Genomic DNA, 26152 nt, shown 5'->3' on the forward strand with positions numbered 1-26152 from the left:
GACTGGGAAGCATGAGTTTTCCGCAGGTGCGACCGCGACGGCTGCGCACCACGCCCGCCGTCCGCAGGTTGGTCGCCGAGGTCTCGGTCGAGCCCAGGCAGTTGGTGCTGCCGATGTTCGTGCGGGACGGGATCGACGCCCCGGTGCCGATCTCATCGATGCCGGGGGTGCAGCAGCACACGCTCGATTCGCTGCGGGCCGCCGCCGACGAAGCCGTGCGCGCCGGAGTCGGTGGGCTGATGCTGTTCGGCGTGCCCGACGATGCCGATAAGGATGCCGAGGGCAGCGCGTCCTGGAATCCCGACGGTGTGCTCAACCGCGGCCTGCGTGCGCTCCGCGATGACCTGGGCGACGCGACGGTGATCATGGCCGACACCTGCCTGGACGAGTTCACCTCGCACGGGCATTGCGGTGTGCTCGATGCGGAGGGGCGCGTGGATAACGACGCCACTCTGGAGCGGTACGCGCTGATGGGCGTCGCGCAGGCGCAGGCCGGAGCACACATGCTGGGACCGTCGGGGATGATGGACGGGCAGATCGGCGTACTCCGGTCGGCGCTGGACACCGCGGGACAGCACGATGTTTCACTGTTCGCCTACACCGCGAAGTACGCCTCCGCGTTCTACGGCCCGTTCCGAGAGGCGGTCGGGTCCTCGTTGCAGGGCGATCGGCGCACCTACCAGCAGGACGCGGCGAATCGTCGGGAATCGTTGCGCGAGCTGGATCTCGATGTGGCCGAGGGCGCCGATCTGGTGATGGTGAAGCCGGCCATGAGCTATCTGGACGTGCTGGCGGACGTGGCCGCGGCGTCACCGGTTCCCGTTGCCGCGTACCAGATCTCCGGTGAGTACGCGATGATCACCGCGGCCGCGCAGAACGGTTGGATCGACCGCGACTCCGCGATCCGCGAGTCCCTGCTGTCGATCCGCCGCGCCGGCGCCGACGTGGTGCTCACGTACTGGGCCGTCGAGGCCGCGCAGCGCATCGCACGGGGCCAGTGGTGACGGGGCCGCAGTGGCCCGGCCCCGTCTGGCCCGGCCCCGGCCCGCAGCCGCCGAGCTGGCCCGGACCGCCGCCGGCGCCGAAGCCCGAGCGCGGTCCCCGGCCCGACGATGTGAAGCTCTCCGTACAGCTGTGGATCTTCGTGATCGTCTGCTCGACCATCGCCCGGATAGCGGAGGCGCTCAGTGTTCGTGGCTCGCGTGAACTGCGCGAGGCCTATGCGGAGATCCGCAAGACCGACGGCGACCGCCCGCCCGTGTTCCAGACCTTCGAGTCGTTCGAGAACACGCTGTTCACCATGGCCATCGTGGTGACGGTGCTGGTGGCGATCGGCGTGTGCGTGCTGGTGTACCTGAACTGGCTGGGGCAGGCATGGACGCGGATCGCGTTGCAGTTGGTCGCCGGGTTCGTGGTGATGTTCGGCATCCTCTCCTTCGGTACCGACGATCCGCTGGTGGCGGTGCCGTCGATCCTGGCCGCCGTGGCGGTGGTGGGTGCGGTGATCGCCGGGAACTCGCGGGAATCGTTGGAGTACTTCAAGCCCGGCGCCACCTCGTGAGTGAGCTGTACTCGGAGCGCGGGCTGTCGCGGGTGTGGCTGTTCATCGCACCGGTCCTCACGATCGCCGTGATCGTCACGCAGGGTGTGGTCATCGGCGAATGGTCGGACTGGTGGATGTGGTTGCTGCTCGGCGGCCTGTCCCAGCTGTTCGTGTGGCTGCAGGTGACGGCGGGGCGCACGCACGTGAGCGTCGCGTTGACGCCGGAGGAGCTGCGCTGCGGCGAGGAGTCGATCCCGGTGGACGAGATCGCCGAGATCCTGCCGGGGAAGATGCCGGATCATCCGAAGAAGGCGAAACCGGAGGAGTTCCCCTCCTGGTCGTCCGCCCGCGTGATGGGCAAGCTTCAGACGGTGCCGCGGCGCCGCTATGGAATGGGACTCAAACTCACGGACGGCTCCACCGTGCAGGCGTGGGCCCGCAACGACTATGCGCTCCGGGCGGCACTGGCACCACTGCTCTGATGCCGCTCACGTGAGGTCACTGCCAGGCGGGGCGAGTATCACCGCGCAGGGCGGCGAGGCCGAGGCGGACACGCTCTGTCTGCCGAACCGACATCGGCGGTAGGGCCTCGGGGGAGAACCAGGCGATCTCCAGTGATTCGTCGTCGGCCACGTGCGCCTCACCGGAGAGGTAGCGGCACAGGAACAGCAGCGTGAGGTATTGCGCGGTATCGCCGTTGGGGTAGGCGACGGGCTCGTCGGTGCGCACGGCGAGCAGGTCGAGTATCTCGGCGTCGACGCCCGCCTCTTCGCGGATCTCGCGGACGATGGCATCAGCGGGCTGCTCGCCGGGTTCGAGGATGCCGGCGAGGGAGGCCCACTCGCCGGTATCGGCGCGACGGCCCAGCAGGACGTCGCCGGACTCGTTGACCACGACCGCGGCCACGCCGGGGAGCCACAGCAGGTCGGTGCCGATCTTCTCGCGGATGGTGCGTACGTACTCGGGGATGGGCATGGGCCCAGGCTACCGGTTGGCATATACCCCTAGGGGGTATATGGTCGAAGGTGGTGCGCGCGACGATGGAGATTCGCGGCCCGCCGACGAAGGAGACAACCATGGCAGTCGAGACCACCTACACCGTGACGGGGATGACCTGCGGCCACTGCGCGGCGTCGGTGCGCGAGGAGATCTCGGAGATCGGTGGCGTCACGGCCGTGGACGTCAATGTCGAAACCGGTGCCGTCACTGTCACCAGCGATGCGGACCTCACGCGCGATGACGTCTCCGCTGCGGTCTCGGAGGCCGGTTACACGCTCGCCTGACCTGGAGAACGGCCCGCACCGGTTAGGGTTGTCGCATGTCTGAGCAGGGTTTCGGAGACTTCGAGTTCGAGCGCAAGTTCTTCGTCCACGAGGTTCCCGAGGCCGCTGCCCTCGATCCCTCGCCCACGCTGATCGTGCAGGCCTACCTGTTCGCCGCCGACGGCTACGCGGTCCGGGTCCGTGTTCAGGGCCCGGCCCCGGAGCAGCTCACCGACGATCCCGGTGCACTCGTCGATGCGCTCGGCGCGGTGACCACCGGGACCATGGCGGCCAAGGGGCCCGCCGTGAGCGGGACCCGGTACGAGGCGGAGCGAGAGCTGGATCCGATGGTCGCGGGGCAGATCGTCCGCCGCGCCGAGCACGTGGTCGCCAAGGTGCGGTACTCGATGTGGCTCGGCGAGGACGGCTGGATCATCGACGACTTCCTCGGTGTCAACGCTCCCTTGGTGATGGCCGAGGTGGAACGCGGCGGCCCCGTCACCGATCTCGCCATCCCTGACTTCTGTGTGACCGAGGTGTCCGAGGATGACCGGTTCCGCAACGAATATCTCGCCCATGTCCCGTTCGGTGGCTGGGCAGACCCGTACCGCCGCGAACTCGCGCTGCTCGGGCCCCGATTCATGCATTCGCTCGGCGAGAATCGTCTCGGCGGCATCTGAGATTCCGGGGTGAACCGCTCACCCCATTCCAGCAAGCGGGTCACCACCGGTCGCACTCACGCCCGCCGAATACGGCCGGTCCGAGAAGTTTGCCCGGTTGAACCTTTGCATATCAAACGCTTCGCCCGTCGGTGGGAAGTCGAGTTGTGATGAAACGGTGACCATGTTAGGCGGCGTGTGTGCTGTGAGCTGTGTCTCTCGGTGTGCGTCTGGAAGTTGACGAGGCTGACATATCAACGTTAACTTAACGCTGATAACACACGTGGTTCACTGATCGGAGTTCCCATGATCGACGCCGTGACCCGGTTCGTCGCCCGCCGTGCCCGCCTCGTGCTCGTGCTCGCCGTCGTCGCGCTCGCCGGCCTCGGCCTGGCCGGTGCGGGTGTCGCGGACCGGCTGCAAGCCGGCGGGTACGTCGACCCGCAGGCCGAAGCGATGCGCACGTACGACCGGATGAGCGAGGACTTCCACCGCGGCGGACTGCCACTGGTCCTGGCCGTCGCCGTGCCCGAGGGACAGACCCTGACCGACGGTGCCGCCGCCGGTCCCGCTGCCGCCCATGCCCGCGCGGTGATCGATGCGCTGAAACAGGATGCGCGGGTGGAGAGCGTGGTCGATGGATTCTCCACGCCCACGCCGATGCTGGTCAGTGAGGACAAGCGCACCGCTCTGATCGTCGCCGCCATCGCAGGCGGCGAATCCGAGGCGCCGAAGAACTCCCAAAGGATCGTCGACGCTCTTCCGGCACCGCCGGATTCGGTCACCGTCACTGCGGGTGGACAGGCCTACAGCTACAACCAGATCAACGAGCAGTCCTCGCGCGATCTGCTGGTCGCCGAGGCGGTGGCCATTCCGATCACCTTCTTGGTGTTGGTCTGGGTGTTCGGCGGCCTCATCGCTGCCGCGATCCCGGTGCTCATCGGTATCGCGGCGATCATCGCGACCACGGGGATCCTGCGCGCCTTCACGGATTTCACCGACGTCTCGATCTTCGCGCTGAACCTCACCACCGCGATGGGACTGGCGCTCGCGATCGACTACACCCTGCTCGTGCTGAGCCGGTACCGCGAGGAGGTGATCGCCGGGCGGATGCGCGGCGACGATCCGGCCACGGTGCGCGCCCACGCATTGCGACGCACCATGAACACGGCCGGCCGCACCGTGATCTTCTCCGCGGTCATCGTCGGACTCTCGCTCGCCGCGATGGCGATCTTTCCGATGTACTTCCTGCGCTCGTTCGCCTACGCCGGTGTGGCGGTCGTGCTCTTCGCCGCGCTCGCCACGCTGATCTTGACGCCCGCGATCCTCACCGTGCTCGGCGACCGCGTGGATGCGCTGAAGATCGGCCGCCGCAGGGCCGAGCCGGAGCCGCAGGCCAGTGCCTTCTATCGGATCACGCGACTGGTGCTGCGTCGCGCGATCCCGATCGGCGTGGCGCTCACTGCGATCCTGGTGCTGCTCGGAACCCCTTTCCTGAGTATCCATTTCGGCTTTCCCGATGACCGAGTGCTGCCGAGCGCGGCATCGTCGCACCAGGTGGGCGACACCATTCGGACCGACTTCGGCGAGGATGCGGCGGGCCAGGTCTCGGTGGTGCTCACCAGCCCCGTGGACGACGGTGCCGTGGCCGATTACGCCACCCGGCTCTCACGGGTCGACGCGACGGGTGCCGTGGTCGCGCCGACCGGCACCTACCTGCACGGGAACCGTGTCGCCGATGGTGATCCCACCGCCCGCGCCGAGAACGGGACCACTTTGTTCACCGTCTCGTCCACCCTGGACCCGCTGTCGCCCGAGGCGTCCGATCAGCTGGACCGGCTGCGCGAGGTACCGTCGCCGGCCGAGTCCTCGTTCGGCGGATCCGCTCAGCTCAACCGGGATTCGGTGCAATCGATCCTGGACACCCTGCCCACGGTGCTGCTAGTGATCGCCGTGACCACGTTCATCTTGCTGTTCCTGCTCACCGGCAGCGTGGTTCTCCCGCTCAAGGCTCTGGTGATGAACGTGATCTCCCTGACCGCCGTGTTCGGTGCGCTGGTCGCGATCTTCCAGTGGGGCTGGATCGGAGGGCTCGGGACCACCGTGACCGGCGCGATCATCGCGAACATGCCGGTACTGATGTTCTGCATCGCCTTCGGTCTGTCGATGGACTACGAGGTATTCCTGCTGTCCCGGATCAAGGAGTTCTGGGACCACTCGCCGATCAAGGATCGGGACGCCAACGACGAGGCCGTCGCCATGGGGATCGCGCGCACCGGACGCGTCGTGACCGCTGCGGCGCTGCTCATGGCGATCGTGTTCGCCGCTATCGGCTTCGCCGGCGTCTCCTTCATGAAGATGTTCGGTGTGGGCATGATGATCGCGGTACTGTTGGACGCCACCATCATCCGCATGCTTCTGGTGCCCGCATTCATGCGGGTGGCGGGTACCTGGAATTGGTGGGCACCGGCGCCGCTGCGGCGCCTCCACGAACGAGTCGGCCTGCGGGAGTCCTAGATGACGGCGGAGAAGCGGCAGCGCTCCAAGCGCGGCGACGGCGAGCGCCTGGGCGCCGACATACTCGACGCGGCAACACAACTCCTGATCGAGACCGGAAGTGCCGAAGCCGTGTCGATCCGTGGTGTCGCGAACCGGGTCGGCGTCACGCCACCGTCGATCTACCTGCACTACTCCGATAAGGAGGCGCTGCTCACCGCCGTGGTGGCTCGTTACCTCGGCCAGCTCGACGAGGAGATGACCGCCGCCGAAGCCGATGCCACCACTCCGCTGGACGCCGCGCGCGCCCAAGGCCTCGCCTTCGTCCGGTTCGCTCTCGCGACCCCCGAGTTGTACCGGCTGGCCGCGATGACCCCGTCGGAGTCGGCCTCCGACGTGGACACTGTGCTCAACGCCGCCGCGTTCAGTCACCTCGAGGACACCGTGCGGAGATTGCAGGACGAGGGCTATTACCCGCCGGGCGATCCACGGCCCATCGCGCTGCAGATGCTGACGATCGTGCACGGAGTCGCCTCGCTGCTGGTAGCCAAGCCCTTCCTGCCCTGGGGGGATCCGATCGAGTACGCGGACCGGGTGATCGGCGGCGCCTGCCTCGGCATCGCCCTCACCACCGGCATGGACGAGCTTCCCACCGGCGCACAGGCCTTGGAGACGGTGCGCGCGTTGCGCGGCCACATCGACGACTCGGGCCGATCGGGTGCTGCGCACAGCACCTGATCGGCCCGAGGTAGCGGCTAGTGGACGGCGACGCTGTTCGCCGGGTCGAGCATCGGAACATCGAGTGCCGTCGCGGGAATGCCGAAGGCGTCGACCAGCGACTCGGCGATCGGCCGGGCCTTGCCGCACAACTCGTTCACGCCGCGCCGGATGGCCTTGGCCCGCTCCACCGACACCTGGCGGTGCATCAGGTACCACCCCAGGTCGCGCTCGAGTAGCGAGTACACGTACAGGTTGCGCATCAGTTTGAGCGCATCGCGGGTCTCGCGGTCCGTGACGTCGGTGATCACGTCCACGAAGGACTCCAGCACGATCCGCTCGATGTGCGCCTCGCCCACCTTGATCAGGTGGTCCTGGGTCTCGGTGAACACCTCGAGCGGGTCCTCGTCGGGATCCTTCGCGCGGCGCATCCGGTCGGCTGCGGTGCGCAGCAGGTGATTCTCTCGGTTGCGGAGCAGGCGCAGCTGGGTGCCCGGGTGGGTGAGATCGCTCTCCTCGGTGTCCTCGTTGGAGTCGTCGAGCAGGGTCTGCACCACCTGGCGCGCTGCGGTCTTCTCCAGCACCACATCGCGGGCCATCTCCGCCACGAAGCGCACCCAGCCCACGGCGTCGAGGCCCTGGACGTCGGCAGCGTAGGCAGTGAGCTGCTCCTTCGCGACCAGTTGGGTGAGCACCAGATTGTCGCCCTCGAACGTGGTGAACACGTCGATGTCGCCGCGCAGCAACGGAAGCCGATTCTCCGATAGGTAACCGGCGCCACCACAAGCCTCGCGGGCCGCGCTGATCGCGTCCGACGCGAGCCGGGTGTGACCGGCCTTGATCGCCGCAGCCTTGCCTTCGATCTCGCGGCTGTAGTCCGGATCGATGCTGTCGGGATCGGCGGTCTGCAGCTCGTGCAGTTCGGCCGTGAGTTCGTTCTGCGCCAACGCGAACGCGTACGCGCGCGCCACCAGCGGAAGCAGCCGTCGTTGGTGTGTTCGGTAGTCCAGCAGCAGGAGTTCGTTATCGCCGCCGGGCGCATCGAACTGCCGGCGGACCAGCGCGTACTTGGTGGCCAGGGCGATACCGAGGCGGCCGGCGGCACCAGCGGCGGCGCCCACGGTGACCCGGCCACGAATCAGGGTGCCGAGCATCGTGAAGAACCGACGGTTGTCGGATTCGATGGGACTGGAATAGGTTCCGTCGTCCGCGACGTCGGCGTACCGGTTCAATAGATCGACCCGCGGGATGCGTACGCGGTCGAACACGATCCGGCCGTTGTCGACGCCGGGCAGGCCGCCCTTGTAACCGCAGTCCGAGGTGGTGACACCCGGTAGGTCGTCGCCGTTCGCGTCCCGGATCGGCACCACGAAGCAGTGCACGCCACGGCCTGTGGGTTCTTCGCCCGGTCCGCCGGTGATGAGCTGCGCGAACACCGCGGCGTAGCGGGCGTGCTTACCCGCGCCACCGATGTAGTCCTTGCGTGCGCTGGAGGTGGGGGAGTGGATCTCGAACTCGCCGGTCTCCGGAAGGTACGTGGCCGTGGTCTCCAATTCCTGCACATTGGAGCCGTGGCCCGTCTCGGTCATGGCGAAACAGCCGAGCACGTCCAGGTCGATCAGGCCGCGGACATAGGTGTCGTGGTGGTATCGGGTGCCCAGGTTCTCCACCGCACCGCCGAACAGGCCCCACTGCACGCCGGCCTTCACCATCAGCGACAGATCGCCGTAGCCGAGGGTCTCGATCGCCGTGACCGCGGCACCCACATCACCCGTGCCGCCGTGCTCGGTGCGGAAGCCGTCCGCCGGGAAGCCCAGCGGCACCATCTGTTTCATCTGTCCGAGCACCAGCTCGCGGTAGTCGTCCAGACTCAGGCCGGCGCGGGGAACCACGCCCTGGTCCTGGATCTGGCCCCGCACCACGTCTCTCGTATCGGCCCACCGGCCGTCGAGGATCGTGCGCAGGGCTGCGGTCAGTTCGGGCGACGATGCCGGGGAACTCATGGTTCCCACCGTACCGATCGTGGGCGAAATGTGGGGCTTGCGCGACCGGGATCACCCTCGGCCGGTATCGGGCGATGAGGCGCCGCTCGGTGCATCCCAACTGAGGGTCTTGCCCCGGAAGAACGCGGGATGGCGGGCCCGTCGCACCAGCATCAGCATCGTGCCGAGCAGAAGCAGGCCGAAGCCGATGTAGAACACCAAGCCGATGCCGAACAGCTCGGCACCGCTGCCGTTGCCGGGATCGAGGCTCTCCTGCAGCGAGACGAGGAAGACAGCGGCGAGCATGAGTCCGCCGATCAAGGGGAACACCAGCTTGTAGATCACGTTGTGGGCGCTGGCGAACAGTTCCCGCCGGAAGTACCAGACGCACGCGAAGGCGGTGATGCTGTAGTACCAGCAGATCATGATTCCCAGCGCCGCAATGGTATCGACCAGGGCCCGTTCGGAGAGAAGCTTGACCGCGGTGTAGAAGACGCTGGTGGTGATCCCCGCGACCACGGTGGCGTAGGTCGGAACCAGATACCTGGGATGGATCGACGCGAGCTTACGGGGGAACGCGCCGTACGCCCCCATCGCGAGCATGGTGCGCGCTGCTGGGAGGAACGTGGTCTGCAGGCTCGCCGCCGACGACGCGAAGATGGCGAGGAACAACAGCAGGCCACCGGAGGTGCCCATCACCGGATCGGCCAGTGGCCGGAAGACGTTCTCCGCGTTGTCGGGGTTGCCCAGGCCGAGGCCCTCGGATCCCACCCCCGCGTACATCATCACCGCCACCGCGACCAGCAGGTAGGTCAGCAGGATGGTGATCACGGCCAGCAGGCCGGCCCGGCCGGGTACCTTGTGCGGATCCTTCGATTCCTCGCCGAGAGTGAGGCAGGTATCCCACCCCCAGAACGCGAAGATCGAGCCGGTGACGCCGACGACGAAGGCGGCGATGGTGACTCCCGTGAACGGGTTGAACCAGTCGATCGAGAACGCCAGGCCGGTGGGCGCCGAGGTGGATTTGGCGATCGCGAACGCGGCGAACGCCACGAGCACGACGAGCTGGAACCCGACGAGCACGTATTGCAGCTTCTCGCTGGTGGTGATGCCGCGGCCGGCGATCCACGTCGCGACGGCGATGAAGGCAAGCGTGGTCGCGATGTTGACGGCCGTGTTCTGCGATAACTCGGCGATGGATTCGTTGCCCGTCAGTTGGGCGATGAACAGGTAGAAGTACTCGACGGCGATTGCCGCGAGGTTGGAGAGCACGATGATCGTGGCGAGCACCATGCCCCACCCGCACATCCAACCGACGTACGGGCCGAAGGCCTTGGTGGACCAGGTGAATGAAGCACCGCAGTCGGGCAGCCGGGAGTTGAGCTCGCGGTAGGCGTATGCGGTGAGGAACATCGGAATGAAACCCGCGATGAAGATCGCGGGCATCTTCAAACCCACTGCGGCGACGATCAGCCCGATGCTCGCCGTGAGCGTGTAACCGGGTGCCACGGTGGATATCCCGAGGACGACACCATCGAGGAGGCCGACCTTGCCGGGGGCAAGGCCCTTGTCCTCGAGGCCTTCCTGGTTCGACTGATCGCCGGACGCGCTCGCCGCGCCCGGCACCGCGCCGCCTATCGGACCGCTCCGCACACGCGGGGCGGCACGACCCGCCGAGTACCCGATGCGGTGGTCGACTCGACCGCCGCCGCCAGGGTGAGCAAGCGGTTGTCGTCCCACGCGCGCCCGGCGAGCGTGACCCCGACCGGCATCCCGCAGTCCTTCATCGCCCCCATCGGAACGGTGACCGTCGGTATTCCGCAATGGCGCAGTGCGAGATTGCCGTTCGCGACCCATACGCCATTGCGCCAGGCCAGATCAGCGGCTCCGGGGTCGGTGTCGGCATCGGCCGGACCGACCCCGGCCATGGCGGGGAAGACGAGCGCGTCGAGGCCGAGACGATCCATCCACTCCTCCAGATCGATCTGCCGGGTGCGCTCCAATCCCCGCAGGCCGTCGGCGAGCGGTGGAAAGGCAGAAGCCAGGGCGGGTGGCTCTAGACGATCCCAGTCCCGCACGTACTGCGGGTACAGGGCGAGATCGTCGGAGAAGCCGTCGTAGCGATCCGGCAGGGTACCGTCGGGGTGCGGGAAGATCGTGGCCCCATCGACCTCTCGCAGACTCCCCAGCTGTGGGTCACCGTTCGCCTGGAGGAAGTCCTCCCAGGCCCAGGCGGCGAGCGGTCCCACCTCCGTCTCGAGATACTCGGCATCGACCAGACCCCGGGTGGAGATGGTGGGTGCAGCCGGTCGGTCGCCCTCGTAGTTGCTGATCAGCGGGAAGTCGACATCCACCACGAGAGCGCCGGCCGCTTCGAGGTCGGCCCGCAGCGCATTCCACAGGTCCAGGACGGCGGGGGTGGTCTCGATCCGTCGTCCCATCGGTCCGCCGACGCCGGTGTCGGACGTGCGATCGCCACCGGTACCCGCATCGGCGTCCTCGTTGATGTACATCCGCGGCACTCCCAGCCGGACACCGGCGAGCGCGTCTGCGGCCCGGGGCAGATCCGGATAGGACGGTGGCCGCACGGCGGACGCCGCCGGGATCTCGATCCACGGCTGCACGCGCCAGAAGTCTCCACGCGCGGTCCGGTCGTCGGCGACGATGACGTCGAGTACATCGAGCATGTCGGACATGGACCGGGTGTGTGGCACGACCACGTCCATGGTCGGTACCAGGGGCCAGTTCCCGCGCACTGAGATCACCCCTCGCGACGGTGTGTACGCGCACAGCGAGTTGCACGACGCCGGTGCCCGACCGGACGACCAGGTCTCCTCGGCGAGGCCGAACGCCGCGAGCTCGGCCGCGGTCGCGGTGCCCGAACCGTTCGACGAACCGGACGCGAAGGCGCTCGTGAGAAAAGCGGAGTTGTACGGACTTTCGGCGCGGCCGTGCACGCCGCGCTGCATGCCGCCGTTGGCCATCGGGGGCATCGTCGTCAGGCCGAGCAGGATCGCCCCACCCGCGCGGAGGCGCTCGATGGTGAAGGCATCCCACTGCGCGATCAGATCGGCGAACGCCGGTGAGCCGGCGGGGACCGGCAACCCGCGCACCATGTACGACTCCTTCGCCGTGTACGGGATGCCGTCGAGCGGACCGAGGACGGCACCGCGCGCCCGCCGATCGTCCGAGGCCGCCGCTTCCGCGAGCGCATCGGGATTCATCACGACGACGGAATTGAGCGGCACGCCGCCGTCCGCCGCCCGGCCGTCTGCGCGCGTGGGGTCGACGCGGTCGAAGCGCGCGATCCGGGCGAGGTACGCCTCGGCGAGGCCGGTCGCGGTGATCTGCCCCGTCTCCAGCGCGTGCCGTAACTGGGCGATCGATCGGCCCGTCACGTCGTAGCCCGTCACGTCATGCATGGGGCGTCCTCGGTTGCTGTTGGGTGATGCAATGGATGCCGCCGCCGAACGCGAAGACATCGCGCGCGTCCACCAGCTCGACGGTGCGGTCCGGATAGCAGGACCGGAGAATCTCTCGGGCCCGCTCGTCGGCATCCGGATCGCCGAAGGCGCACAGGATCACGGCCCCGTTGCACACGTAGTGGTTGATGTAGGAGTAGTCCACCCACTCCCCTTCGGCGTCGCGCAGCGTGCTGGGAGCCGGGAGATCCAGGATGCGCAGCGGGTGTCCTGTTGCGTCTGTGGATTCCTCGAGTACTCGGCGCAGCGCGCGCGTCACCTCGTGATCGGGATGCGCGGGATCGTCCTGCCGGTGCAGCAGGACCTGCCCGCCGGGCGTGAACGCGGCGACGATATCGACGTGCCCCCGGGTGCCGAATTCGTCGTAGTCGCGGGACAGGCCGCGCGGCAACCAGATCGCGTGCGTGGTGCCGAGGTGTAGATGGATCTCCCGCTCCACGTCCTCACGGGTCCATCCGGGATTGCGCGCCGGGTCGAGTTGCACCGTGTCGGTGAGCAACACGGAGCCCCGCCCGTCGATATGGAAGCCGCCGCCCTCGGTCACCATCGAGGAGTCGTGGACCGGTGCGCCGGCCAGGTCGGCGACGCGCCGGCCCAGCCGCGCGTCGTTCTCCCACGCGGCCCACGATTGGGCTCCCCAGCCGTTGAACGTCCAGTCCACTGCGCGCAGAAGGATGCCGTCGGTGCCGGCGTCGTCGGTGACGAAGGTCGGACCGGTATCCCGGATCCAGGCGTCGTCGAGTGGTTGTGTCACGACGGTGACGTCATCGGGGAGCAGGGACGTCGCCACGGCCTCGTCGCCGGGGGCCGCCACCATGGTCACCGGTTCGTAGCGAGCGATCGTCGCCGCCACGCGGGCCCAGGCGGTCCGGGCACGCCCGAGCGGCGTCGAGCCCTCCGCGCCGAAGGTCGAGTTGGCGACGGGGAAGGCCATCCACGTCCGGGCGTGCGGGGACCACTCGGCGGGCATCGTCGTCATGACGGTGCGCCGATCCCCGCGGGCGCGCCCGGGTGATTCGCCCCGTCCCGGTGCTCCAGCACGGCGAGGGCGGCGGCCTCGCCCTGGCGGACCGCGCCGTCGACGTGCTGGTACCCCTGCGAGGCGATATCGGAGCAGGCGTAGTGGATCGGACCGGTGGGCCGGTTCTGCAGGTGTCCCCAGCGGTGCAGCCCGCCGAGATCGTAACTGGTGGCGTACGCCCCACGAGTCCACTCCTCGGCGGCCATATCCGAGAGGTAGAAGGCGATGGGCTGCAGTGCTTTCGGACCGAGATAGTCGGCGATCGCGGCGAGGATCCGGTGCCGTCGCTCAGCCGGGGGGAGTGCCCACATCTGTTCGGCGTAGTGGTCGGAGATGAAACCGACGAGAGTGCCGTACGAATCCTCGACACCGTCCTCGCCACCGGTGTCGTTGCGGCCGTAGTTGGTGTTGTCGTAGACCTCCTGGACGAGACGTCCTCCGCCGAACGCGGTGCCGGACAAGCCCTCCTCGCGCCAGAACGGTGTGGCGTACACGGCGTGGATCTTGATCACCAGCCCCATCGAGATGTGCTGGTGTGCGATCTGTTGTTCGCGGGGTAGGGGTGGAACGAACTGGATCCGGCTGTAGAGATTCGGCGGCACCGCGAGGATCACCGTGCGCGCGTGCACCACCGCGCGGTCGGAGTGCACTGTGACGGTACCGGGCGCGCCGTCGTCGGCGACGCCGTTGCGGACGTCGGCGGCGATCCCGTTCGGTGCGTCTTCGGTGGCGGGATCGACCTCGTGCCAGTCGATCCGGCGCACGGGGGTATCGAGCACGATGCGGCCGCCGAGCCCGCCCACCTCGTCGGCGAGCCGGCGGCTGACCGACTGCATACCGCCGACCACGCGCCGGTCCAGGATGAAGTCCTCGTCGACCAGGTGCGAGAACGAGCCCGCGGATGCCGCCATCAGCGCCGCCTGGAGAGCGGAGAAGGCGTAGCTGGGTTTGGTGAGCATCCCCGACGCCACGTAGATCGACACGTTGTCGATCGCTTCCTGGTCGTCGCTGTGGCGCCCGAGCCAGTCCCGGAACGGGATCGTGTCGAGTTCCCGGGCGCGCGCCGCCGCCCAGGGCGCGTCGGCACCCACCTCGGCGGCGAGCTCGTCCATCAGCCCGATCAGGCGGTCCATCTCCGCCTGGGTCGCGGCGGAGACCGGCATGTCCTCCCGGTAGACGTGCCGGGTGCCGTCCGGGGCGAGATACACGGCGTCTCCGGTGCGATGCCGGGCGAACGTCTCCAGACCGAGCTCGTCGACCAGGCTGATCAGCCGGGACTGGTCGGGGGATATCCACTGGCCGCCGATCTCGATGAAATGCGCGACGCCGTCGTCGTCGAGGACGCGGCCGTTCCACGTGCGGCCGCCCACCCGCGAGCGCGCCTCCAGCACCGCCACCCGGATCGTCGGCTCGGATCGAGCGAGGGTGTACGCCGCAGTCAGGCCCGCCGGCCCCGCCCCGACGACGACGACGTCGCACTCGATGGTCTCCACGGTGGCCTCCAATAAATGAATCGTATTCGTTTTGTGGCGAAGGTACGCCGCGCGGCGCCGGGCCGCTCGGTGTTCGGCCCGATTCCTCGCCCCGCAACCGCTCCGATCCCGAGTCGGGGCAGTGCAGCACCGGCCTTCACCAGCGGTTTAGCGTTCCCCGGGGCGCACGTAAATTGTGAGTTAAGGTGGCACACCGTGGCCGGTCGAGCGGATCCGATCGGCCGGTGACGAGTCACGGAGGCGATGTGGGACCAACCAGGCGTAGCCACGCTGCGGGCCTCCGGCGGGGCGCGGAATGACCACCCGTAAGGCCGGGCGCCCGCTCGTCTCGGTGCTCAACCGCGATCTCATCGCGGACGCGGCGCTCGACCTCGTCACCGAGCAGGGTCCGGAGAAGTTGACGATGAAGGTCCTGTCCGAGAGGCTCGGCGTCGCCGTCTCGGCCCTGTACAACCACATCGCGAACAAGGCCGAGCTCCTCCTTCTGGTGCAGGACGCGGTGATGTCGCGCGTCGACACCTCCGCTTTGATCGCGCTGACGGACGGCACGCCCGAGGGCGACCCGGCATCCGCCCTACCCGGCGCGCTGCGCGAGTGGGCGGTCTCCTATCGCGAGGTGTTCGCCGGCTATCCGTCGCTGATCCCGCTCATCGCCACGATGCCGGTGTCCGGGGCGCCGAGTACCCGCCGCATGTACGACGACCTCGCCGCGGGACTGGTGGCCGCGGGTGTCACCGAATCCGACGTCGTCCCGATCATCATCGCCTTCGAATCCTTCGTGTACGGCTCCGCCATGGACGCCAATGCGCCGGCCGGCATCTTCACCTCGCGCCCCGAGGAACTCGACGCCCCGACCTTCCGCTCCGCGGTGGCCGCCTTCACCGCACGCGTCGGCACCGACGGCGCATCGCAGCAGGCCGCAAACCCCTACGCCGAAGAGCCCTTCCGCTGGGGGCTGGAGACGCTCATCGCGCGCACCGTCGATCTCGTCGCGCGGCCGACCGGGGCCCCGGATCACGAGGCGTAGAACGCCTCCCAGGCGCGACGCACGTCCGCGGCCGGGTCGTACTCCACCCGGCTGCGGTCATCGATCACCAGCGTGGCACGCGACGTGCCGTTGTAGGTGGGCCACTCGCCGGCGGGATGGCCGGTGCGCGCGAAAGTGATCCAGTCCCGCTGCATACCGTCGGAGACACGCATCGCCACCCGGCGGTCGCCCAGCGCGCCCATCACCCAACCTGTGATCCCGTGGTACACGCCGAACACCGCCATCAGCTCGGTGGCATGGGTGGCGCCGTAGCCCAGCAGGTCGAGCGTCTTGGGGGCGAAGTCGTAGCGGTAGAAGTAGGTGGGCTGGTGCCTCGCATGCGCCTGCGCGATCCGCACGGACGGTGCCCAGAACATGTAGTCGCCGATGATCCGGTTCAATGCTCCCACGCCCGGGTAGCCGGGGTAGGCCCGCGCCAGCTGGTCGGCCCGGCCCTGATCGACGCCGAGAGTGTGCGCGACCCGGTCGGCGGAGGGTTTGCCCATACCGGGCATCTTCGTGAACAGCGTCGCCTCGGTGCGGTTCGTACCGATGATGAGCGGGACCTGCGCTCCGCGGCCGCCCGCGATCGCCGCTTCCGGATCCTCGGGCAGGAAGTCGCCGTCGACGGTGGGGCCGTACGGGACCACGCCGAGCTGCTCGCGATTGAGTTCGCCCATCAGATGGTTGCCGGTGCGTCCCAGGTCTTCCGAGGAGGCGGTCGCGAGAAGCTCCGGGCCGCCGAGCATCTCGACGAAGCGCTTGCCCCAGCCGCGGGCCTTCGCTGCGTCGACGGTGAGTTCCGGTGCCGAACTCTGCGCGATCGCCCGATGGAACAGGCCGTGGGCGGCAGGGGTCGCGAGCAGAGTGGTGACCGCGTTGCCTCCGGCGCTCTCGCCGAAGATCGTCACGTTGTCCGGGTCTCCGCCGAATGCGGCGATATTGCGCCGCACCCATTCCAATGCTGCCACCTGGTCGCGGAGACCCAGGTTCCCGTCGATCGGCCGCTCATCGGTGGAGAAGTCGGTGAGATCGAGGTAGCCGAGGGCGCCGAGCCGGTAGTTGATCGACACGAACACCACATCCCCGCGCGTGACCAGGGAGTTGCCGTAGTAGAGCGGTGTCGCAGAGCTGCCCATGAGGTAGGCGCCGCCATGGATGAACACCATCACCGGACGCGGCGCGGTGGCCGGGCGCGCCGGGGTCACCACGTTGAGCGTGAGACAGTCTTCGCTGGTGGGTTGGTACTCGCGGAACCCGACCAGCGTGTACTTCCTGTTCTGCGGCGCGGCAGGGGAGAACTCGGTCGCCTCCCGGATCCCGTCCCAGGGGCGCACCGGTTGCGGTGCGCGGTAGCGCAGCTCGCCCACCGGTGGCTGCGCGTAGGGGATGCCGCGATAGGTGTGCACCTTCCCCAGATCGATGCCACTGAGGGCCCCGGCGTCGATACGAACCTGCGGGCCGGAGGGCTCGGCGCGGGCGGAATCATCGGTGGCGGCGCTGGTCATGCGGTGTCTCCGTGGGTCGGGGGCGCAGAACCGCCGGCGGCCGCCGCGAGCGCCGCGATGTCCTGCTCGAAGGCGCGCACGATCGGCCACGGGTCGGGCACCTGCTTCTTGCAGGCGATCACGCCCATGTTCAGTGTGCCTTCCTGGGAGAAGACCGTGATGTTCAGGCCCGCCCCATGGAACACCGGCCCCAGCGGATACATCGACTGGATCCGCGCACCCAGGAAGTACAGCGGGAAATCGGGGCCGGGAACATTGGAGATCACCAGGTTGTAGATCGCCGGATGCAGATCGGGAAGGTTCTTGTCGCCGTACAGTTTCGCGCCGACCCGCATGATCGTCGGTGGTGCGAACTGCGCCCACGACCGCAGCAGGTTGTCATCGAGCTCGCCGTGGTGCTCCTTCGAGGTGGCTACCCGGTCGCGGATCACCCGAAGCCGCTCGACGGGGTCGTCGACGTCGGTGGTGAGTCGAGTGAACATGCCCGTCACCTTGTTCGTGCCCTCGGTGAGGGTGGCGCCGATCTCCGCCTCGTGCACCGACACCGGGATCATCGCCACCAGCGGCTGGTCGGGGAGTTCGCCCCGGTCGTGCAGGAAACCGCGCAATGCGCCCGAGCACGCCGACAGTACGACGTCGTTGACCTTGGCGCCGAAATGGTCCTTGATCCGCTTCACGTCGTCGAGCGAGACCTGAGTGAACGCGATTGACCGGTGTCCGGTGATCGAACTGTTCAACGATGTGCGCGGCGCGGTGAACGGTGCCGGCATCGCCTCGCCGCGGCGCGCCCGGCTGGCCCACTTCACCGGCACCGGGAGGGTGCGGGGCAGTAGCGAGACCAGCGAGAGCGGCCGCATCAGCATGTTCTTCGCACCGGACGCGGCCAATTCCAGCAGCGGTGCGCCGCCGGTCGAACGATTCACCATGTCCGGGTCGAGCGCGGGCGGCTCGGGGGTGAGGGAGCACAGTTGCGCCATCAGGCCCGCGCCGGTGACGCCGTCGACCCCGGCGTGGTGCATGCGCATCATCACGGCGATGCGACCGGGCGCCGAGCGCGCAGCGAGCGGGTCCGACCCGGTTCCGCCGACGCCCTCCAGCACCCACATCTCCCACAGCGGCTTGCTGCGGTCCAGGGGTTGTCCGGCGATGTGCGCGCACAGTTCGGTGAGCTCGCGCCGCCCGCCCGGCGCGGGCACGGCCACCCGGTGCACGTGTGCCTCGATGTCGAAGTTCTCGTCCTCGATCCACACCGGGTGGTCGATGTTCATGAGCGAATCGTGCAGGCGACGCCGGAAGGCGGGCATCGCGGCGATCCGCCGCGCCAACTCAGACCGGAGGTCCTCGAACCGGTAGCCGCCCTCGACGGTGCCGGGGTCGAGTTCGAGGATGCCGGACACGTGCATCAGCTGCGACCTGGACTCCAGGTACAGGAAGGAGGCGTCGAGCCCGCTGAGTCGTTCCATCGAGTTCCCCTCGCATCCACGGTTCCCCCGGTGGAACCTGTTCCAGCATAGAGGCGGGGTGGTGCGGCGCGGTGCGGATCACAGTGAGCGTGAGCGTCCACGCTCACTAGGCTGAGGGGCGACCCGAGCACCGCACGCAGTACAACCGGCAGTCCGGAGGAACCCCCGATGGGAAACCCGCGCGCGATACGGATCGGCGAGCACATCGGCTCGCGGATCGACGGCATCCGCCTCGGCGGCGACCTCGCCGACGAGGACATCGCGTTCATCCGTGCCACCCTGCTCGAGCGCAAGGTGGTGTTCTTCCGCGACCAGCACGATCTCGACGATGCGGCGCACCAGGAGTTCGGCCGCCGATTGGGCGATCTGGGTGCGGTGCACCTCAACGATCCGTCCGCTCACGTGGCCGCCATCGACAGCGAACACGGCGGCAAGGCCAACTGGTGGCACACCGACATCACCTTCTCGGAGCGGCCACCGGCCGGCGCGATCCTGCGTGCGGTGCAGCTGCCCGACTTCGGCGGCACCACCATCTGGGCGAACACCGCGGCCGCTTACGCCCAGTTGCCCGCCGAGCTGCGCCGCCTGGCCGATGCGCTGTGGGCGGTACACGACAACTCCGCCTTCCGCGACGACCTCAGTCCGGAACAGGCCCGCGCCGCGCGCGATCACCCCGATACCGCCGCGTTCTACGCGAAGTTGACCGCGCAGACCATCGCCGCCGAACACCCGGTGGTGCACGTGCACCCCGAGACCGGGGAGCGCTGCCTGCTTCTGGGGGTGTACGCCCGCCGGATCAGCGGCTACGACCGGGAGGACTCCGACGCACTCCTGCACCTGTTCCAGCGCAGGATCACCCGGCCCGAACTGACCGTACGGTGGGACTGGCAGCCGGGGGACGTGGTGATCTGGGACAACCGGGCCACCCAGCACTACGCGGTCTCGGACTACGCCGAACAAAAGCGGCTGATGCGGCGGGTTGTGCTCACCGGCGGCGTTCCGGAGAGCATCACCGGTGAGCGCAGCCGGTCGGGCGTCGACCTGGCAGCGGCCCGGGGCTGAGGCCGCGGTGGGTACCGCCCGGAATCCCGCCGGACGGCGCAGGCCGGTAGCAATCGGGCGCTCTCCTACACCCTGTAGTTGACGACTTGCTTCGGTTTGGGACACTGGAGGTCGTGAGTTCCCCCGATGCCCCCACCGCGGTCCCCGCCAGCGCCGCGCTCTTCGAGCGCGCCGCACGATCGATCCCCGGGGGAGTCAACTCGCCGGTGCGGGCCTTCTCCGCCGTGGGCGGCACTCCGCGGTTCATCGAATCGGCATCCGGTTCCACGCTGATCGACGCCGACGGCAACCACTACGTCGATCTCGTTTCCAGCTGGGGCCCGATGATCCTGGGCCACGCCCATCCCGCCGTGGTCGATGCCGTGCAGCGCGCGGCCACCTCCGGTCTGAGTTTCGGCGCTCCCACCGGGGCGGAGGTCGCGCTCGCCGAGGAACTCATCGCGCGTGTGGCCCCCGTCGACCGGGTGCGCCTGGTCAACTCCGGCACCGAGGCCACCATGAGCGCGGTACGCCTGGCCCGCGGCGTGACCGGCCGCAGCAAGATCGTCAAGTTCTCCGGCTGCTACCACGGCCACGTCGACGCCCTGCTCGCCGACGCCGGCTCAGGCGTCGCCACCCTCGGCCTGCCCACCAGCCCCGGCGTCACCGGTGCGCAAGCCGCCGACACCCTGGTGCTGCCCTACAACGATCTCGACGCGGTCCGCGAGGCCTTCGCCCGCTACCCGGGCGAGATCGCCGCGGTGATCACCGAGGCCGCCGCCGGCAATATGGGCGCCGTCCCGCCCGTGCCCGGCTTCAACATCGGCCTGCGCGAGATCACCCGCGCCGACGGTGCACTGCTCATCCTGGACGAGGTGATGACCGGCTTCCGCGTGAGTCGTGCCGGTTGGTACGGCCTCGACCCCGTCGACGCCGATCTGTTCACCTTCGGCAAGGTGATGTCCGGCGGGCTGCCCGCGGCAGCATTCGGCGGCAGTGAGCACGTGATGAACCATCTCGCGCCACTCGGCCCCGTCTACCAGGCCGGAACCCTGTCCGGGAACCCCGTGGCCGTCGCGGCAGGTCTGGCGACCCTGCGTCACGCCACCGACGAGGTGTACGCCACCCTCGACGCGAACTCCCAGCGGCTCGGAGGCCTGCTCGGCGATGCGCTCGCTGCCGAGGGCGTGCGCCATCACGTGCAGTACGCCGGGAACCTGGTCTCCGTGTTCTTCACCGACGGCCCCGTCACCGACTACGCCGAGGCCAAGGCCGCCGAGACCTTCCGCTTCGCCCCGTTCTTCCACTCCCTGCTCGCCCAGGGCGTGTATCCGCCGCCCAGCGCCTTCGAGGCCTGGTTCGTCTCCGCCGCTCTGACCGACACCGATTTCGACACCATCGCGGCGGCGCTGCCCGCCGCCGCCCGCGCGGCCGCCGCCGCCCAGCCGCAGTAGGACACAACATGACTCAGACGATCGTGCACGTGATGCGGCACGGCGAGGTGTACAACCCCGAGGGCATCCTCTACGGGCGCCTTCCCGGCTTCCACCTCTCCGAGCGCGGCCGGGAGCAGGCGCAGACCGTGGCCGACGCTCTCGCCGACCACGACATCACCGCCGTCTTCGCCTCCCCGCTGCAGCGCGCGCAGGAGACGGCCACCCCGATCGCCGAGAGCCACGGCCTGACGATCATCACCGACGGCGAGCTCATCGAGGCGGGCAATCAGTTCGAGGGGCTCAAGGTGTCCGTCGGCGACGGTGCGCTCCGCGAGCCCAAGCACTGGGCCAAGCTGCGCGACCCGTTCACCCCGTCCTGGGGCGAGCCCTACCTGCAGATCGCGCACCGCATGCTCGGCGTCGTCGACATCGCCCGCGAGCGGGCCGCGGGCCACGAGGCCGTGATCGTCAGCCACCAGCTCCCCGTCGTGACCCTGCGCCGCTACCTCGAGGGCAAGCGGCTGTGGCACGACCCGCGTAAGCGGCAGTGCTCGTTGGCCTCGCTCACCAGCCTGGTCTACGAGGACGATGCGCTGGTCGACCTCGTCTACTCGGAGCCCGCCGGGGCGTCCGACCCCACGGTGACCGGCGCGTGAGGCACCGCCTCCGGGCAGGCCGGCGGGTGGCAGCCGCCCTGCTGGCCGGGACCCTGCTCCTGACCGGATGCACCCAGTACAGCGACCGGTCCGCCGAGGGCGGCGTGATCGCGCCCGGCGGCAAACTCGAGCAGTTCTACGAGCCGGCCAAGCGCAGTACCGTCGGCGAACTCTCGGGGCGCAGCGTCACCGACCCGAATACCACGCTCTCCCTCAAGGATTACGAGGGCAAGGTCGTCGTCATCAACGTCTGGGGGTCGTGGTGCGCCCCGTGCCGGATCGAGGCCCCGGAGCTGGAGAAGGTGTACGTGGCGTCGAAGCCGCGGGGTGTGGAGTTCCTCGGCATCAACGTGCGCGAGACCGCCGGCGACGACGCCGCGCGCGACTTCATCGATTCGTTCAAGCTCACCTACCCCTCCATCTACGATCCGCCGGGCAAGACGCTGCTCGCGATCGGCGAGCAATACCCCACCACCGTGGTGCCGATGACGTTCGTGCTCGACCGGCAGCACCGCGTGGCCGCGGTGTACCTCACCACGGTCGGTGAGAAGGAGCTCACCGGGACGATCGAGAAGGTACTCGGGGAGCAATGATGGGAGACGCCTTCGCCGATGCGGCCGTCTCCGGCCCGCTGCTCATCGCGCTCGCCGCCTGTGCGCTGGCGGGACTGGTGTCGTTCGCATCGCCGTGCATCGTTCCGCTGGTTCCCGGCTATCTCTCCTATCTGGCCGGCCTGGTGGGTGCCGAGGCCCCTGCCGCCACTGTCGACGAGGCGAAATCCGGTGCGCGCGCCGGACGCTGGCGCGTGATGGGCGCGTCCATGCTGTTCGTGGCCGGATTCACCGCGGTCTTCCTGCTGATGACCATGTCGGTATTCGGCCTGGCCACGTCGATCCGGCTCAACGCCGACGTGCTCATGCGGATCGGTGGGGTCGTCACCATCATCATGGGACTGGCCTTCATCGGCCTGGTCCCGATGCTCGAGCGCGATGTGCGGTTCGCACCGCGGCAATGGACCACGCTGGCCGGTGCGCCGCTACTCGGCGGCGTGTTCGCGCTCGGCTGGACCCCGTGCATCGGCCCCACCCTGGCCGGTGTCATGTCGGTCGTGGTGGGGACCGACGCCGAACCCGCCCGTGGCGCGATGCTCATCGTCGCCTACTGCGCCGGGCTCGGCCTGCCCTTCGTGATCCTCGCCCTCGGGTCGACGGTGGCCGTGCGCGCCGTCGGCTGGCTGCGACGCAACTCCCGACGCATCCAGATCTTCGGCGGCGTACTGATGATCGCGGTGGGCGTCCTGCTCGTCACGGGCTACTGGGCCGACCTCGTCGACCTGGTGCGCCGCCTGTTCGTCTCCAATACGGTGATGCCGATCTGATGACCACACCCACGAAACAATCCCTGGCCGGGCGGATCGTCGCGACGATCCGCAACACCTGGCGTTCGCTGACGTCGATGAAGACGGCGCTGGTGCTGTTGTTCCTGCTGGCCATCGCAGCCATCCCCGGCGCCCTGCTGCCGCAGCGCGATATCAGCCAGTTCAACACCAACGAGTACATCAACAAGCACGGCACGCTCGGCCAGATCATGGACAAGCTGCAGCTGTTCGACGTCTTCAAATCGGTGTGGTTCACCTCGATCTACGTGCTGCTGTTCGTCTCCCTGGTCGGCTGCGTCGCACCGCGCATCGTCGAGCACTTCCAGGCACTGCGCACCCCGCCCGTGGCGACCCCGCGCAACCTCGGTCGGCTGCCGCGGCACACCGTCCGGGAGACCGACGAGGCGCCGGACCAGGCGGCCGCGACGATCCTGAAGAATCTGCGCGGCTGGCGCAAGATCAGCCGGGACGGCGGCGCAGGCGAGCCCGCGGGCACCGTCACCGTCTCCGCCGAGAAGGGCTACCTCCGCGAGGCCGGGAACCTGGTTTTCCACGCCAGCCTGCTCGGCGTGCTGTTGTCGATCGCGATCGGTCACCAGTTCGGTTACGAGGGATCGCGCATCGTGATCCAGGGCGACGGCGGGTTCTGCAACAGCCCGTCAAACTACGACACCTTCCGGGCCGGCCCGCTCGTGGACGGCACCGGCCTGACCCCGTTCTGCCTGCGCGCCGACCAGGTGCAGGCCACCTTCCTGCCCAACGCGCAGCCGGACATGTTCCGGACCAAGGCCTCGTACCTGGACAAGGAGAGCATCTCTTCGGACGCGTGGAAGCAGTACGAGATCGAGGTGAACAAGCCGCTGCGGATGGACGGGGTGCGGGTCTACATGACCGGCCACGGCTATGCGGGCACCTTCACCGTGACGTATCCGAACGGCCAGACCCGCACGCAGACCATGCAGTTCGCGCCGCAGGACAAGGTCTACTTCCTCTCATCGGGCGCGCTGCGGTTCGACCCGCCCGGCGGCATGTACGGCACCGAGGACGAGCGCCGCACCAAGCAGATCGGCATCGAGGGACTGCTCGCGCCCACGAAGCAGCTCGACGGGACGCTGCTCACCTCGAAGTTCCCCGCCGCCAATGACCCGGCCGTGGCGATCGACATCTACCAGGGCGATACCGGGCTGGACACCGGCAAGCCGCAGAACATCTTCTCGCTCAGCCGCGATCAGATCGATTCGGGTCGCCTGGTGAAGAAGGCGCGAGTGAATCTGGACGCCGGTCAGTCGACCACTCTGGAGGACGGCACGCAGGTCCGGTTCGACGGGGTGAAGAACTTCGCGGCGCTGCAGGTGAGCCGCGATCCGGCGCAGATGTGGATCCTGGCCTTCGCGATCGGGATGCTCGGCGGACTGATCGTCTCGCTCACGGTGAAGCGGCGCCGGGTATTCGCGCGGCTCACACCGCGTGCCGACGGCGGTACCGTAGTGGAGATCGCCGGGCTCGCCCGCACCGATCTGGCCGGATGGAACGAAGACTTCGATGCCCTGGCCGACCGGGTCGTGGGCAGCACGGCGAGGCCGGAACCCGCGCGGGAGCCGGACGTGGAAAGGGCGAAGTAAATGGGACCCGTTATCGACGAGACCTTGGCCAAGTACTCCGATGTGATGTTCACCAGCGCCGCGGCGATCTACGCCTTCGCACTGGTGCTCCTGGTGGTCGAGCTGGCGACCACCAAGGTGGACAGCGGTGCGGCGCGCGATCGCAGCCGCGAGCTGGTGGCGGCGGGCGGGGCGCCCATCGCCACCGACTCCACGCCCGGCCTGGTGATCGACGACGCACCGCGGCGGGCGAAGTCCGAGCGGTTCGGCCGCATGGGATACGCCGTGACGGTGGTGGGCCTGCTGCTTCAGCTCGGATCGATCGTGGCGCGCGGTATGGCGACGGGCCGCCTGCCCTGGGGCAACATGTACGAGTTCGTCTCGATCACCTGCGCGGGCGCGGTGTTCGTGGGCCTGGTGATGCTGCGCAAGCGGGAGGCCCGCCCCATCCTCGTGTTCGTCCTGTTCCCGGTGCTCATCCTCATGTTCATCGCCGAGGGTGCGCTCTACACCGACGCCGGTCCGGTGGTGCCCGCGCTGAAGTCCTATTGGCTGGCCATCCACGTCACGATCGTCTCGGTGGGGTCGGGCATCTTCCTGGTGTCGGGTGTGGCCAGCCTGCTGTATCTCATGCGCCGCCGCTACGAGCGACCCGACGGTACGCTCGACGCTCCCGACAACGCCTACGGCAGGCTGCTCGCGGCGCTGCCCTCGTCGCAGATTCTCGACCGCGTGGCCTACGGCACCGTGATCGTGGCCTTCCCGCTGTTCAGCGCCGGCGTCATCTGCGGAGCGATCTGGGCCGAGGCGGCCTGGGGCCGGGCCTGGGGGTGGGACCCGAAGGAAACGGTCTCGTTCATCTCCTGGGTGATCTACGCGGCCTACCTGCATGCTCGCGCGACGACGGTGTGGCGAAAGGCCGCGCCGTACATCAACATCTTCGGATTCATCACGATGATGTTCAACCTGTTCTTCATCAACTACGTGGTCTCGGGTCTGCACTCGTACGCCTGATCCGCCCCGAGAGCACAGAAGGGCGCCGCCTCCCGTGGGGAGCGGCGCCCTTTTCGTCGTTGTACGACTACTGTGTCGTGTTCTGATTCAGTAGAGCAAACACCTCGGAGGCGCGGAAGCGGCGGTGTCCACCCGGCGTCCGCACCGAGCCGAGCAGGCCGGCGCCGGCCCACCGGGTGACAGTCTTGGGGTTCACGTTGAACAGTGCGGCCACCTGGCCAGGCGTCATGAGGCGTTCGGCCTGGCGCGGCGCGGCAGCGCGGGGATCGCCGGGGCGCTGGGCGGTGTTCGGGTGTGCGATCGTCATGATGCCCAGTATGCAGCGATTTGCCCGAGTACTCGAACCTCTATGCAAGTGTCAAGAATTGGTAAA

The 26152-nt window shown here is 68.5% G+C and carries 24 protein-coding genes; 15 read left to right on the plus strand and 9 right to left on the minus strand.

From position 1 onward, the window contains the following. Positions 1 to 11: 11 nt before the first annotated feature. The 3 genes from hemB to TPAU_RS03300 are packed head-to-tail and all read left to right on the plus strand — an operon-like array spanning position 12 to position 2025. Positions 12 to 1004: a porphobilinogen synthase gene (gene hemB / locus TPAU_RS03290; RefSeq protein WP_013125348.1), complete on the plus strand. Its 993-nt coding sequence runs from the start codon at positions 12 to 14 to the stop codon at positions 1002 to 1004. Next, positions 1001 to 1561, plus strand: a complete 561-nt coding sequence (locus tag TPAU_RS23080) for a hypothetical protein (RefSeq protein WP_013125349.1) — start codon at positions 1001 to 1003, stop codon at positions 1559 to 1561. The genes hemB and TPAU_RS23080 overlap by 4 nt, the downstream gene beginning before the upstream one ends. Then, on the plus strand, positions 1558 to 2025 hold the full coding sequence (locus tag TPAU_RS03300; RefSeq protein WP_013125350.1) for a DUF3093 family protein: 468 nt from the start codon (positions 1558 to 1560) through the stop codon (positions 2023 to 2025). The genes TPAU_RS23080 and TPAU_RS03300 overlap by 4 nt, the downstream gene beginning before the upstream one ends. A gap of 16 nt (positions 2026 to 2041) precedes the next feature. On the opposite strand, the gene TPAU_RS03305 is transcribed toward TPAU_RS03300, so the two are convergent. Next, the gene (locus TPAU_RS03305) at positions 2042 to 2518 is read right to left on the minus strand and encodes an NUDIX hydrolase (protein WP_013125351.1); all 477 of its coding nucleotides are present in this window, start codon (positions 2516 to 2518) and stop codon (positions 2042 to 2044) included. A gap of 101 nt (positions 2519 to 2619) precedes the next feature. Here TPAU_RS03305 and TPAU_RS03310 point away from each other — a divergent pair, with 101 nt between their 5' ends. From TPAU_RS03310 to TPAU_RS03325, 4 genes are all read left to right on the plus strand, one after another. Beyond that, a complete protein-coding gene (locus tag TPAU_RS03310; RefSeq protein WP_013125352.1) occupies positions 2620 to 2826 on the plus strand; it encodes a heavy-metal-associated domain-containing protein in 207 nt (68 codons plus the stop codon). Between the two features lie 35 nt (positions 2827 to 2861). Beyond that, the gene (locus TPAU_RS03315; protein ID WP_013125353.1) at positions 2862 to 3485 is read left to right on the plus strand and encodes a CYTH domain-containing protein; all 624 of its coding nucleotides are present in this window, start codon (positions 2862 to 2864) and stop codon (positions 3483 to 3485) included. 285 nt (positions 3486 to 3770) lie between these two features. Next, positions 3771 to 5981 (plus strand): MMPL family transporter, encoded by a 2211-nt coding sequence (locus tag TPAU_RS03320; protein ID WP_013125354.1) that lies wholly within the window; start codon positions 3771 to 3773, stop codon positions 5979 to 5981. Continuing rightward, positions 5982 to 6698 (plus strand): TetR/AcrR family transcriptional regulator, encoded by a 717-nt coding sequence (locus TPAU_RS03325; RefSeq protein ID WP_013125355.1) that lies wholly within the window; start codon positions 5982 to 5984, stop codon positions 6696 to 6698. 17 nt (positions 6699 to 6715) lie between these two features. On the opposite strand, the gene TPAU_RS03330 is transcribed toward TPAU_RS03325, so the two are convergent. Genes TPAU_RS03330 through TPAU_RS03350 form a run of 5 tightly spaced genes read right to left on the minus strand, consistent with a single transcriptional unit; the run spans position 6716 to position 14655 of the window. Beyond that, positions 6716 to 8680: an acyl-CoA dehydrogenase family protein gene (locus TPAU_RS03330; RefSeq protein ID WP_013125356.1), complete on the minus strand. Its 1965-nt coding sequence runs from the start codon at positions 8678 to 8680 to the stop codon at positions 6716 to 6718. Between the two features lie 51 nt (positions 8681 to 8731). Next, positions 8732 to 10285 (minus strand): APC family permease, encoded by a 1554-nt coding sequence (locus TPAU_RS03335; protein WP_013125357.1) that lies wholly within the window; start codon positions 10283 to 10285, stop codon positions 8732 to 8734. A gap of 8 nt (positions 10286 to 10293) precedes the next feature. Then, positions 10294 to 12081, minus strand: coding sequence for an amidase (locus tag TPAU_RS03340; protein ID WP_013125358.1), 1788 nt, complete (start codon positions 12079 to 12081; stop codon positions 10294 to 10296). Then, complete coding sequence (locus TPAU_RS03345; protein ID WP_013125359.1) at positions 12074 to 13120, minus strand: agmatine deiminase family protein; 1047 nt, start codon at positions 13118 to 13120, stop codon at positions 12074 to 12076. The genes TPAU_RS03340 and TPAU_RS03345 overlap by 8 nt, the downstream gene beginning before the upstream one ends. Continuing rightward, complete coding sequence (locus TPAU_RS03350; RefSeq protein WP_013125360.1) at positions 13117 to 14655, minus strand: flavin monoamine oxidase family protein; 1539 nt, start codon at positions 14653 to 14655, stop codon at positions 13117 to 13119. The genes TPAU_RS03345 and TPAU_RS03350 overlap by 4 nt, the downstream gene beginning before the upstream one ends. Positions 14656 to 14950: 295 nt before the next feature. Here TPAU_RS03350 and TPAU_RS03355 point away from each other — a divergent pair, with 295 nt between their 5' ends. Next, positions 14951 to 15682 (plus strand): TetR/AcrR family transcriptional regulator, encoded by a 732-nt coding sequence (locus TPAU_RS03355; protein ID WP_013125361.1) that lies wholly within the window; start codon positions 14951 to 14953, stop codon positions 15680 to 15682. On the opposite strand, the gene TPAU_RS03360 is transcribed toward TPAU_RS03355, so the two are convergent. Together TPAU_RS03360 and TPAU_RS03365 are read right to left on the minus strand one after the other, a co-directional pair. Continuing rightward, the gene (locus tag TPAU_RS03360; protein ID WP_013125362.1) at positions 15670 to 17190 is read right to left on the minus strand and encodes a carboxylesterase/lipase family protein; all 1521 of its coding nucleotides are present in this window, start codon (positions 17188 to 17190) and stop codon (positions 15670 to 15672) included. The genes TPAU_RS03355 and TPAU_RS03360 overlap by 13 nt on opposite strands. Further along, a complete protein-coding gene (locus tag TPAU_RS03365; protein WP_013125363.1) occupies positions 17187 to 18653 on the minus strand; it encodes a WS/DGAT/MGAT family O-acyltransferase in 1467 nt (488 codons plus the stop codon). Before TPAU_RS03365 ends, TPAU_RS03360 begins: the two co-directional genes overlap by 4 nt. 168 nt (positions 18654 to 18821) lie before the next feature. Here TPAU_RS03365 and TPAU_RS03370 point away from each other — a divergent pair, with 168 nt between their 5' ends. The 7 genes from TPAU_RS03370 (at position 18822) to ccsB (ending at position 25779) form a co-directional block, all read left to right on the plus strand. Further along, positions 18822 to 19715, plus strand: a complete 894-nt coding sequence (locus TPAU_RS03370) for a TauD/TfdA dioxygenase family protein (RefSeq protein WP_013125364.1) — start codon at positions 18822 to 18824, stop codon at positions 19713 to 19715. A gap of 113 nt (positions 19716 to 19828) precedes the next feature. Next, a complete protein-coding gene (gene hemL, locus TPAU_RS03375) occupies positions 19829 to 21148 on the plus strand; it encodes a glutamate-1-semialdehyde 2,1-aminomutase (RefSeq protein ID WP_013125365.1) in 1320 nt (439 codons plus the stop codon). An 8-nt stretch (positions 21149 to 21156) separates the two neighbouring features. Further along, positions 21157 to 21786, plus strand: coding sequence for a histidine phosphatase family protein (locus TPAU_RS03380; RefSeq protein WP_013125366.1), 630 nt, complete (start codon positions 21157 to 21159; stop codon positions 21784 to 21786). Continuing rightward, complete coding sequence (locus TPAU_RS03385; RefSeq protein ID WP_049825760.1) at positions 21783 to 22379, plus strand: TlpA disulfide reductase family protein; 597 nt, start codon at positions 21783 to 21785, stop codon at positions 22377 to 22379. The genes TPAU_RS03380 and TPAU_RS03385 overlap by 4 nt, the downstream gene beginning before the upstream one ends. Continuing rightward, positions 22379 to 23164 carry a cytochrome c biogenesis CcdA family protein gene (locus tag TPAU_RS03390; RefSeq protein ID WP_013125368.1) on the plus strand — a complete coding sequence of 262 codons (786 nt, stop codon included), beginning with the start codon at positions 22379 to 22381 and terminating at the stop codon, positions 23162 to 23164. Before TPAU_RS03385 ends, TPAU_RS03390 begins: the two co-directional genes overlap by 1 nt. Next, on the plus strand, positions 23164 to 24786 hold the full coding sequence (gene resB / locus TPAU_RS03395) for a cytochrome c biogenesis protein ResB (RefSeq protein WP_013125369.1): 1623 nt from the start codon (positions 23164 to 23166) through the stop codon (positions 24784 to 24786). Before TPAU_RS03390 ends, resB begins: the two co-directional genes overlap by 1 nt. Continuing rightward, entirely contained in the window at positions 24787 to 25779 is a 993-nt protein-coding gene (ccsB, locus tag TPAU_RS03400; RefSeq protein WP_013125370.1) for a c-type cytochrome biogenesis protein CcsB, read from the plus strand. 67 nt (positions 25780 to 25846) lie between these two features. Here the strand turns inward: ccsB and TPAU_RS03405 are convergent, their stop codons facing one another. Further along, positions 25847 to 26008 carry a BldC family transcriptional regulator gene (locus tag TPAU_RS03405; protein ID WP_019200932.1) on the minus strand — a complete coding sequence of 54 codons (162 nt, stop codon included), beginning with the start codon at positions 26006 to 26008 and terminating at the stop codon, positions 25847 to 25849. Between the last annotated feature and the right edge of the window lie 144 nt (positions 26009 to 26152).

Origin of the sequence: Tsukamurella paurometabola DSM 20162, from assembly GCF_000092225.1 — a bacterium.
In the GTDB taxonomy this organism is placed as follows: Bacteria; Actinomycetota; Actinomycetes; order Mycobacteriales; family Mycobacteriaceae; genus Tsukamurella; species Tsukamurella paurometabola.